This window comes from Planktothrix sp. FACHB-1355 (assembly GCF_014748295.1).
Lineage (GTDB): Bacteria > Cyanobacteriota > Cyanobacteriia > Cyanobacteriales > Aerosakkonemataceae > Aerosakkonema > Aerosakkonema funiforme_A.
Genome location: NZ_JACJUP010000104.1, coordinates 1 through 10,199 on the forward strand (window position 1 = coordinate 1; position 10,199 = coordinate 10,199).

The following is a 10,199-nucleotide window of genomic DNA, read 5'->3' on the forward strand; positions in this document are numbered from 1 at the left end:
ATTGGTTAGAAGCAAAGACGGGTTTACCGACAATTATCGCCAACGATGCTAATTGCGCGGGATTGGGGGAAGCTTGGTTAGGTGCGGGTCGTCGCTTTCCCAATCTGATCTTACTCACCTTGGGAACTGGCGTGGGTGGTGCGATTATCCTGGATGGCAAGTTATTTACCGGACATCAAGGTGCGGCTGGGGAACTGGGGTTGATCGCTTTGTACCCAGATGGCCCAGAATGCAATAGCGGCAATCGCGGTTCCTTGGAACAACACGTATCTATACAAGCAATTCGACGCCGGACGGGGTTGGAACCGGAGGAACTGGGTCAGCGGGCATTAGCAGGCGATCGCTTTGCTTTAGAATTCTGGGAAAGTTACGGACGAGATCTCGGTATTGGTTTGGCTAGTCTGATTTACATTCTGACGCCAGAAGCGATCGTTATTGGTGGGGGAATAAGTGCGAGTGCGGAATTTTTCTTCCCAGCAGCTATGGCAGAAATTGAGCGTCGAGTTCTCCCCAGTTCCCGCAGCGGTTTGCAGCTTTTGCCAGCAGAGTTGGGCAACCAAGCGGGAATGGTGGGTGCAGCCAAATTGGCTTTAGGGTAATAAATATCCCGTTACCTGTTTGATATAATTCAAAATTTTTTCATACGCTTCTCGATTAGTTTGCGGGTGGATCACAATTGGCATAGCGTTATCTGGCAACCAAAAAGTTATTCTGCCGTTCGGTTCGCATTGAAAAGCACTGATGCACTTAAGGTTGATTAAATAATCGTTCCGCTCGTAATGAATTTTGACCCAATAAGACTCAAAATTCTGCCCTGTAGTTGCTTGAATGTAGGTCAGGACTTTTTGATGAGCTTCTGGGTGCCCCTGGGGATTGATGACGATCGGAAAAGCGCTTTCTGGTAACCAAAAGGTAATCCTGCTGTTGGGCTCATATGAAAAAGCACAAACTCGATCCAGATCGATTACATATTCTTTCCTCTCGTAAGTAATTTTGATCCAATAGGCCACAGGCTCTCCTTACACCGCAGTTTCGATCGCAGCAGACGCTATACCGGGCGTCGTACCGCTCCCCTGAAGCCCCCGCAATTAATATGGGGAACGAGCTGCACGCCGATCCTGAGCGTGCAGATACTTCAGGGAAGCAATTGCCGCCTCAGACTAGGATATTACGGAAGCATTCAGAGATGGGGTGGGCTCTTGGTTGGCGATAACCTGCTCTTTTACCGCAGAAGCTACTGCTAAGGGTGGTTCTTTGCCATCCCAAAGCTTGGCTAATGCCGCCTGAATAAATCCTTTAAACAGGGGATGCGGCGTACTGGGACGAGATTGAAACTCTGGGTGAAATTGGGTGGCAATGAAGAAGGGATGGTTGGGAAGTTCGATTATTTCCACTAAGCGCCCATCGGGGGAAGTGCCGCTGATGGCATAGCCGCTTTCCAGAAACAGATTGCGATAGGCGTTGTTAAATTCGTAGCGGTGGCGATGGCGTTCGTAAATCACTTCCTGCTGATAAAGGCGATAAGCTAAGGTATTGGGTGCCAAACGGCAAGCATACAAACCCAGCCTCATGGTGCCGCCCAAGTCTACTACATCTTGCTGTTCCGGCAGCAGGTTAATGACTGGATTTGCAGTATTGGGGGCAAACTCGGCGCTGTTGGCATCTTGTAAACCGGCAATGTGACGCGCCCATTCCACGACGGAACACTGCATCCCCAAGCACAAGCCCAAGAAGGGTATGTGGTTTTCGCGGGCGTATTTGACTGCGGCAATCTTACCATCCACACCGCGACTGCCAAAACCTCCCGGTACGACTATACCGTTGACGCCTTCTAAATAGTTTTCTGCGCCGTTGGCTTCGATGTCTTCTGCGCTTACCCAGCGGAGGTTAAGGTCGAGAGACAGGGCGATCGCTCCGTGACGGAGTGCTTCTATCATCGATAGGTAAGCATCGCTCAATCTGACGTATTTACCGACGATCGCAATTTCGATGCGGTTGGTGGGGCTGTAAAGGCGCTCTACTAAGGTTTGCCACTGGCTCAGATCCGGTTGGCGTTGCTCCAGTTGCAGTATTTCTAGTGCTTGCTGCGCCAGTCCTTCCCGTTCCATCATCAAGGGCACTTCGTAGATGCTGTTGGCATCTTGAGCGGCAATAACGCATTCCACAGGCACGTCGCAGAATTCCGAGAGTTTGTCTTTGATTCCCGATGGCAGGGGTCGATCGCACCGACAAACTAAAATATCTGGTTGAATCCCGATCGATCTCAATTCTTTCACCGAATGCTGCGTCGGCTTCGTTTTCATCTCCCCTGCCGAAGCGATCCAAGGCACCAGCGTTACGTGTACGTATAGCACGTTCTGCCGTCCCACATCCTTGCGGAGCTGCCGAATCGCTTCCATGAAAGGTAAGGATTCAATATCCCCTACAGTGCCGCCTATCTCCGTAATTACTACATCTGGATTTGTATTTTTTGCTACTCTTTGTATCCGCTCTTTAATCTCGTTGGTGATGTGGGGAATTACCTGCACCGTACCCCCCATATAGTCGCCCCGGCGCTCTTTGTTAATTACTGCTTGGTAAATCGAGCCCGTCGTGACGCTGTTGAGGCGAGACATCGACGTATCCGTGAAGCGCTCGTAGTGTCCCAAGTCCAGGTCTGTTTCGGCACCATCTTCCGTGACAAATACTTCCCCGTGCTGGTAGGGACTCATCGTTCCGGGATCGACATTGATATAGGGGTCAAGTTTCAGAATCGAGACAGAATAATCCCGCGATTTCAATAACCGCCCCAAGCTGGCGGCGACAATTCCCTTGCCAATACTGGAGACGACCCCGCCGGTCACAAAGACAAACTTAGTCATAATATGCTTAAAATTAGTGCGTTCTCGCAACCCACCCCGTTAATTGTGCCACACTCTTAGCAACTTGCATTCCATGTTAGCGAAATTTTATCGGCTTGACGGGGTTGCTTGCTGAATTTTTTAATCGGTATGAAGCGCTAATTAGTTTGACTGTTTTTTTGTTTGCTAAGAAGATTAAGTATTGGCAATTGCTGAAAATGCGATCGGTGGCTGGGCAATATGAAGTACGCAGAATCAAAATTTTACCATACCCTAGCAAACATCACCCAGATGCTAGCAGCAACGACAGCGATGATGAGGATTTTGTAAATGGCTAAGTTCTACTCAGAGTTGAATGAAGAGTTACGCAGATTTATTGAACAACAAAAAATCTTCTTTACGGCAACTGCACCAAAATCGGGCAGAATTAACTTATCGCCAAAGGGGAGGGATACGTTTCGCTGTATAGATAATAAAACAGCAGCTTATCTCGATTTAACTGGCAGCGGTAACGAGACGGCAGCACATTTAAATTCTTATCCCGATATTGGCAATGAGGACAATGCCAGGATGACTGTTATGTTTTGCAGCTTTGACGAGAAGCCTTTAATTTTGCGTCTTTACGGACGCGGGCGCGTCATTGGCCCCAGACATCAAGAATGGGATAAGTTTTACTCTCTATTTGAGCCGACACCGGGAGAAAGACAAATTATTGTGCTGGATATTGAATCGGTACAAACATCTTGCGGATTTGGCGTACCTATTTATGAATTAAAGGAAGAAAGGAGAACGCTTGTAGACTGGGCTGAAAAAAAGGGGAAAGAGGGCATAGTTGCATATTGGCGAGAGAAAAACCAAAAAAGTATTGACGGACTGCCGACAAAGATTTTTGGAGATTGATATAGGGGTTAGGGATTAGGGGTTAGCAAGTAGCACAGATATGCTAATTAGCAATAAGCTTTTTAGCAACTGACAACTGACAACTGACGACTGACGACTGACAACTGACAACTGACAACTGACAACTGACAACTGACGACTGACGACTGACAACTGACAACTGACAACTGACAACTGACAACTGACAACTGACAAAAAATGAGAAAAGTATTAGGATTAGTGGCATTAGCAACTGTGGTATCGTATCCAGCTTTGGCAGCAAAATCTCTTTATGTGGCTTTTCCACCGGCCAATTACCAAACCGCATCTGACCGGATCTTTTTTCTAGGAACAGCACCAGCAGGTGGAAGTGTGCTGGTGAATGGCAAAGTAATCCAAAGAAGTCCGACGGGACATTTTGCGCCCAGTTTGCCGCTGCGACTGGGAAATAATATTTTTACATTCCGCTATGGAGGTCAGGTACGCCAGATTAGGGTAACGCGAGTGTCAAGTCAACCGAGTCGTCCGGTGGGTCTGGCGTTTGGGAAAGATTCCCTCAAGCCGGGGGTGGATGTTGCTAAATTGTCTGGTGAACTGATTTGTTTTAGCGCGATCGCACCTCCCAACGCCACCGTCTCTGTAAAATTGGGAAATCAAACTATTCCTCTCGTACCTCAGTCACCAGTGGCAGAAGTGCCATCCAATTATGCCGCGTTGACCGGACAATATCAAACCAATCCTCGCTCTTTTAACGGTCAATACCAAGGTTGTGCTAAAGCTAACGCGGCTGGAAAATTGGGGCGTCCTCAATTTCAACTTTCAATCAACGGCAAAAGTACCACTCAGATGGCGCAGGGAAATATTGAAATTTTATCGCCAACGCAGTTAGAAATAGCAGAAGTAATTGTAGATTCTGCGATTACTCGCACTGGCGCAGGGACTGACTATTCTCGTCTGACGCCTTTGCCGAAAGGAACGCAAGCAACGGTAACCGGTCGCGAAGGAAAATGGTTGCGACTGGATTATGGTGGTTGGATAGAAGATAAGGAAGTCAGGATTATTCCAGCTGCTGCACCGCCTACTTCGATTATTCGCACTCTTCGCACCCGTCAGGTTCCCGGTGCGACAGAAGTTATCTTTCCCCTGCAAGTACCGGTGCCAGTTAGCGTACAGCAGGGCTCTAGCACTCTCGCTGTTACTCTCTACAATACTACCGCTCAAACCGATATCATTCGCTTTGATGATGACCCAATTGTTGCCCGCTTAGATTGGCAACAAGTAGCACCCTCGCAAGTGCAATATACTTTTAATCTGAAATCCCAGCAACAATGGGGTTATCAGATGAGATATGAAAGTAGCAACTTGGTGCTAACTTTGCGACATTCCCCCAATAGAACAAAAGAATCTCAAAAGAGTTTATCCGGGATTAAAATTCTTCTCGATCCGGGTCACGGCGGTGCTGAACCAGGCGCAGCGGGGCCAAACGGTTATTTGGAAAAAAATGTCAATCTCACGATCTCAAAGCTGATAAAAGACCGACTGGTGGCGCAGGGTGCTACAGTGTACATGACGCGGGAGGACGATCGCGAGCTGTCGCTGCAAGACCGGGTGGCGATCATCGATAAGTTGCAACCTGCGATCGCTATTTCCATTCACCACAATTCTTTACCAGATAATGGTGATGCCGAAAATACTAAGGGATTTTCCACTTTTTGGTATCATCCACAAGCTCATAGTTTGGCGATGTTTATCCAAAATTATGTAGTGCAAAAGTTGGGGCGTCCTGAATACGGTGTGTTTTGGAATAATTTAGCCTTAACTCGTCCGGCAACCGCACCTTCAATATTGTTAGAACTCGGTTTTATGAGCAATCCAAATGAGTTTGAATTGGTGATGAATCCGCAAGAACAACAGAAAATGGCAGATGCGATCGCCGATGGTATTACTGAATGGTTACGTATTAGTCATTAGTCATCGTTGATGAGCTATGATTAATTTTTTGCCATTATGATTGCTGAAAATTTCCAATCACTAGGACATATTACCAATGATTGAAAAGTGGAAAACCCTTAATTCCCAATTTGTTTTTAACAACAAATGGGTAACAATCAGGCAAGATGAAATAGAATTGCCTAACGGTAAAGTTATTGATGATTTTTTTATCATCGTTAGACCGGATATAGCCTTAGTATTTCCTGTCACCCCAAACCGAGAAGTTGTTTTTGTTCGTCAATACAGACACGCGACTAATGAAATTATGTTAGAACTTCCCGCTGGGGGGTTCGATCCGGAAACAGAAAGTGCGGAAACTGCCGCACGTCGGGAACTCCAAGAAGAGACGGGTTATGTTGCCGATCGAATGATTAAGCTAGCAACGCTATACGATAATCCGATTAAGGATACGAATAAAATTCATCTGTTTCTGACTGAAAATGTTACGTACTCTGGTAAGCGTAATCTGGATATTACAGAAGATATTGAAGTTGAATTGGTTCCCATTTCTGAAGTTATGGAAAAAGTTTATAGGGGAGAAATAAATGTTACTGGTACAACTACCGCCCTTTTTATGGGGCTACATTTTTTAGGCCACCTGCGGGCTGAAGGGTAAGTTTGATATTGCTAAGCCTAGAGAAAAAAGGGAAATTATACCAAATACGCTACGATTAGCCCCGTTATTATTGAGGACAGTTTGAGAGCGGCAGAGCGGCAGAGCGGGGGATTGGGGGAGTAGCAGAAGAAGATAGAGGTTAAAAAAGGCCGTAGCAGACCCGGATTTGGTATTACTTAGGATGAACTTGCGATCGCAAATACTGCGCTCGGTTAGCTAAGATTTATTTAATTGAGGAACGCGGTAACGAACCTAACCTATTTATCGCGACAACAAATAATAATTATGGAAGAATTAGCAGCAGCAGATGTTGAGCAAACATCTGAACTACAACAACTAAAAGAGCAATTACACGTGCAGACAGAACTTGCTCGCCAAGCAGAGGCTCGACTGCGCCATCTGACTGAAGAATTAGAAAGACAAGTAGCAGAAAAAACATTCGAGCTAAGGAGAGCGAATGCAGCTTTGCAAAGGCAACTCGATGGCCAAAAACGGCTTGTAGCAGGGCTGAGACAAGAGCGCAAATTCATGTCGGCTTTGCTGAACACTTCCGCCGCTTTGATTGTAGTTCTCGATCGCCACAAGTGCATTGTCCGCTTTAACCGGGCTTGTGAGAGAACTACGGGTTACTCGTTTCGGGAAGTCCGAGGTAAACAAGTCCACAATCTGTTCTTACTGCCAGAAGAAAGAGAGCGAGTTAAAGCTGTCTGTGGCAGAATTACTGCTGATAGTTCTCCGAATTATTGCGAAAACTACTGGGTGGCGAAAGATGGTTCTCGCCGACTGATTGCCTGGTCGAATACGCCGATTTTAAATAAGTGTAAAGAAGTTGAATATATAATAGCTGTTGGCATCGATATTACCGAAGGGGTGCGATCGTCTTCGGATCTGCAAGAGCGCGAACAGTTTATCCAACGCATTGCTGACGCCACTCCCGGTATTTTGTACCTGTACGATCGCATCGAACAGCGCAACGTCTATGTAAATAGCGCTGTTGCCGAGTTCCTGGATTATACGCCAGAGCAAATCGAGCCAATGAAAACAAACCTGATTTCTCATCTGCTGCATCCGGATGATTTAGAACAACTCGTAGAACAATCTCAAAAACGAATCGCTCAAGCTGAGGATGGGGAGATTTTGGAAATCGAGTATCGTTTGCGCCACGCCAACGGTGATTGGCGGTGGTTTCAAAGTCGAGAGACCGTATTTAATCGCACCGATCGGGGTATTGTCAAGCAAATTGTCGGAGTTGCCCAAGATATCACCGTTCGCAAACAAGCAGAAGAAGCATTACAGAAAAGTCAGCGTTTCATTCACCGGATTGCAGAAGCAGTTCCGGGTTTGATTTATATTTACGATCTGAACGAAAACCGCAATATTTACGTCAATCAACAAGCTAGTACAATTCTCGGTTACACGCCAGAGGAAATTCAAAAGTTAGGAAGCGCTCTGTTCCGAACTATTATGCACCCTGAAGATTGGGCCAGAATATCTAAATTAGTCGCATCGTTTCCCGCACTCAAGGATGGAGAAGCGAGTGAAACTGAGTATCGCCTCAGACACGCTAACGGTGAATGGCGCTGGTTTATGAGTCGGGACACTGTTTTTTCTAGAAATCCTGACGGTTCCCCCGCACAAACTCTCGGCACTGTTATAGATATTACCGCTCGCAAGCAAGCAGCCCAAGAACGGGAAAAGTTAGCCGCTTTGGTAGAAAACAGCTACGACTTTATTGCGATCGCAGCGCTAAATGGCCAATTGCTTTACGTAAATCAGGCCGGTTGTCAGCCGATCGGACTCGCAGCGGTAGATGCAGTTTCCAGCAAATGCCTGCTGGACTTTGTTCATCCGCAAGACCGAGAGTTTTGGTTACAGGAAGTGTTGCCCAGTATACGGCAGGCAGGTCGATGGGAAGGGGAATTGGGATTTGGGCATTTTCAAACTGGCGAGTTGATTCCGATGCGGGTGCATGGATTTGCGATCGAAGATCCGCAGACAAAAGAAACGATCGGCTTAGCTACAGTCAGTCACAATATTAGCGAACAAAAACTGGCAGAAGAGAAATTGCGACGCAAAACTTCCGAGATGGAAGCTATTTTTCAGGTTTTACCGGATTTGTACTTTCGTGTAGACGCTGATGGAACTTATCTCGATTACCATGCGGGACAAAAGCAAGATTTATATGTGCCGCCGACACAATTTATTAGCAAAAAAGTGTCAGAAGTGCTGCCCCCAAATGTGAGCGATCGAATTTGCTCTGCCATTCACCAAGTTCTTCAAACTGGCGAGTTAGTCATTTTAGAATTTTCTTTATCGATGGCAAATGGAGAACAATGGTATGAAACTAGGCTGTTACCGTTTTTAGAACAAGAAGTGATTAGTATTGTTCGCAACATCACGGAGAAAAAGCAGGCAGAAGACGCGCTTAAAAGAAGTGAAAAACTTTACCGCACTTTAGTGGAAAATTTCCCTAATGGAGCCGTAATTTTATTCGATCGCGATTTTCGCTACACCATTGCTGACGGTCAAGAATTGGTAGCTGCCGGTTTGTCTAAAGAAAATTTAGAAGGCCAAACTTTATGGGAGGCAGTTTCGCCAAAAAACCGGGAAATATTGGAGCCAAAATATCGGGCAGCGCTGGCTGGAGAGCAAAACACTTTTGAATTATCATACGCTGACCAAATCTACTCGATGACGGCTTTGCCAGTTAGAAATGAAAAGGGAGAAATCTTCGCTGGTATGGTTGTTTCGCAAAATATCAGCGAACGCAAACAAGCTATTTCTGTACTGCAACAAGCTAAACAAGAGCTAGAAATTAGAGTTGAAGAGCGCACATCTGAATTAAAGATTGCGAACGCACTACTGCGCCAGGAAATTGCAGAGCGTTTGCGGGTAGAAGCAGCTTTGCGAGAGAGCGAGGAGCGCTTTCGGAGCATTTTCGATCGAGCGGCGGTCGGGATCGCACAGGTGTTGCTATCCGGTCAGTTTTTTCTAGCCAATCAAAAGTTTGTCGATATTGTAGGTTACACAGTAGCAGAACTGCAACAAAAGACTTTCCCACAGATAACCCACCCCGATGACTTAACAACAAACTTAGCATACTACCGCCAGATATCGACAGGTGAAATTCACAATTACTCGATGGAGAAACGCTACATTCGTAAAGATGGTTTAGCGGTTTGGGTGAATATGACCGTATCGCTTTTGCGCGGTAATACGGGTGAGCCGAAGTATTTTATTCTGGTTGTGGAAGATATCAGCGATCGCAAGCAAGCAGAAGCACAAATCAAAGCTTCTTTGCAGGAAAAAGAAACTCTGCTCAAGGAAATTCACCATCGCGTCAAAAACAATATGCAGGTAATTTCCAGTTTGCTAGAACTGCAATCCCAATCTGTCAACGACGATCAGACGAGCGCTCTATTTCGCGAAAGCCAGCACCGCATCCATTCAATGGCACTTATTCACGAGCAATTATATCAATCCGAGCATTTAGATCTCATTAACTTCGCGGAATATATTGAAAACCTAGCTGCTAATTTGTTTCAGTCTTTTGGTTGCACCCGTAATAGCATCCATCTCAACCTTCAAGTAGGCAAAATTTTTCTCAATATAGAAACAGCCATACCCTGTGGTTTAATTATAAATGAACTGGTTTCTAATTCGCTCAAATATGCTTTTCCCAAAGGAAATCAAGGTCAAATTAGTATTATATTTAGCCAAGCTAATTCTCACCAATTTCACTTAAAAATTGGTGATAACGGCGTTGGTTTACCGCCTGACTTCGATATAGAAACCGCAGAAACACTGGGTTTGCGATTAGTCCGTATACTGACACGTCAGCTTAAGGGTGTTCTGGAAGTCGATCGCCATAA

The 10,199-nt window shown here is 45.9% G+C and carries 9 protein-coding genes; 6 read left to right on the forward strand and 3 right to left on the reverse strand.

The features are described from left to right. Positions 1-599 (forward strand): ROK family protein (locus tag H6S82_RS07365; protein ID WP_191056117.1); only part of this gene is annotated, 599 nt, incomplete at its 5' end. Here H6S82_RS07365 and H6S82_RS07370 read toward each other — a convergent pair. Together H6S82_RS07370 and H6S82_RS07375 are read right to left on the reverse strand one after the other, a co-directional pair. Beyond that, positions 591-1,010: a hypothetical protein gene (locus H6S82_RS07370; RefSeq protein WP_190461523.1), complete on the reverse strand. Its 420-nt coding sequence runs from the start codon at positions 1,008-1,010 to the stop codon at positions 591-593. The genes H6S82_RS07365 and H6S82_RS07370 overlap by 9 nt on opposite strands. Before the next feature lie 150 nt (positions 1,011-1,160). Further along, complete coding sequence (locus H6S82_RS07375; protein WP_190461521.1) at positions 1,161-2,861, reverse strand: CTP synthase; 1,701 nt, start codon at positions 2,859-2,861, stop codon at positions 1,161-1,163. Between the two features lie 146 nt (positions 2,862-3,007). Here H6S82_RS07375 and H6S82_RS07380 point away from each other — a divergent pair, with 146 nt between their 5' ends. Together H6S82_RS07380 and H6S82_RS07385 are read left to right on the forward strand one after the other, a co-directional pair. After that, complete coding sequence (locus tag H6S82_RS07380; RefSeq protein ID WP_190461519.1) at positions 3,008-3,178, forward strand: hypothetical protein; 171 nt, start codon at positions 3,008-3,010, stop codon at positions 3,176-3,178. Continuing rightward, entirely contained in the window at positions 3,171-3,740 is a 570-nt protein-coding gene (locus tag H6S82_RS07385; RefSeq protein WP_190461517.1) for a pyridoxamine 5'-phosphate oxidase family protein, read from the forward strand. The genes H6S82_RS07380 and H6S82_RS07385 overlap by 8 nt, the downstream gene beginning before the upstream one ends. A gap of 15 nt (positions 3,741-3,755) precedes the next feature. Here H6S82_RS07385 and H6S82_RS07390 read toward each other — a convergent pair whose 3' ends face one another. Further along, positions 3,756-3,935 (reverse strand): hypothetical protein, encoded by a 180-nt coding sequence (locus H6S82_RS07390; RefSeq protein WP_190461515.1) that lies wholly within the window; start codon positions 3,933-3,935, stop codon positions 3,756-3,758. Positions 3,936-3,938: 3 nt separating this feature from the next. On the opposite strand from H6S82_RS07390, the gene H6S82_RS07395 reads away from it, so the two are divergent. From H6S82_RS07395 to H6S82_RS07405, 3 genes are all read left to right on the forward strand, one after another. Then, entirely contained in the window at positions 3,939-5,690 is a 1,752-nt protein-coding gene (locus tag H6S82_RS07395) for an N-acetylmuramoyl-L-alanine amidase (RefSeq protein WP_190461514.1), read from the forward strand. A 76-nt stretch (positions 5,691-5,766) separates the two neighbouring features. Beyond that, positions 5,767-6,327: an NUDIX hydrolase gene (locus tag H6S82_RS07400; RefSeq protein WP_190461512.1), complete on the forward strand. Its 561-nt coding sequence runs from the start codon at positions 5,767-5,769 to the stop codon at positions 6,325-6,327. A 285-nt stretch (positions 6,328-6,612) separates the two neighbouring features. Further along, on the forward strand, positions 6,613-10,199 hold a 3,587-nt coding region (locus H6S82_RS07405), incomplete at its 3' end, for a PAS domain S-box protein (protein ID WP_191056119.1).

Excerpts from the sequence above, each read along its gene's own strand:
- H6S82_RS07395 (WP_190461514.1), top strand. The coding sequence starts at position 3,939 with ATGAGAAAAGTATTAGGATTAGTGGCATTAGCAACTGTGGTATCGTAT.
- H6S82_RS07400 (WP_190461512.1), top strand. The coding sequence starts at position 5,767 with ATGATTGAAAAGTGGAAAACCCTTAATTCCCAATTTGTTTTTAACAAC.
- H6S82_RS07375 (WP_190461521.1), bottom strand. The coding sequence starts at position 2,861 with ATGACTAAGTTTGTCTTTGTGACCGGCGGGGTCGTCTCCAGTATTGGC.
- H6S82_RS07385 (WP_190461517.1), top strand. The coding sequence starts at position 3,171 with ATGGCTAAGTTCTACTCAGAGTTGAATGAAGAGTTACGCAGATTTATT.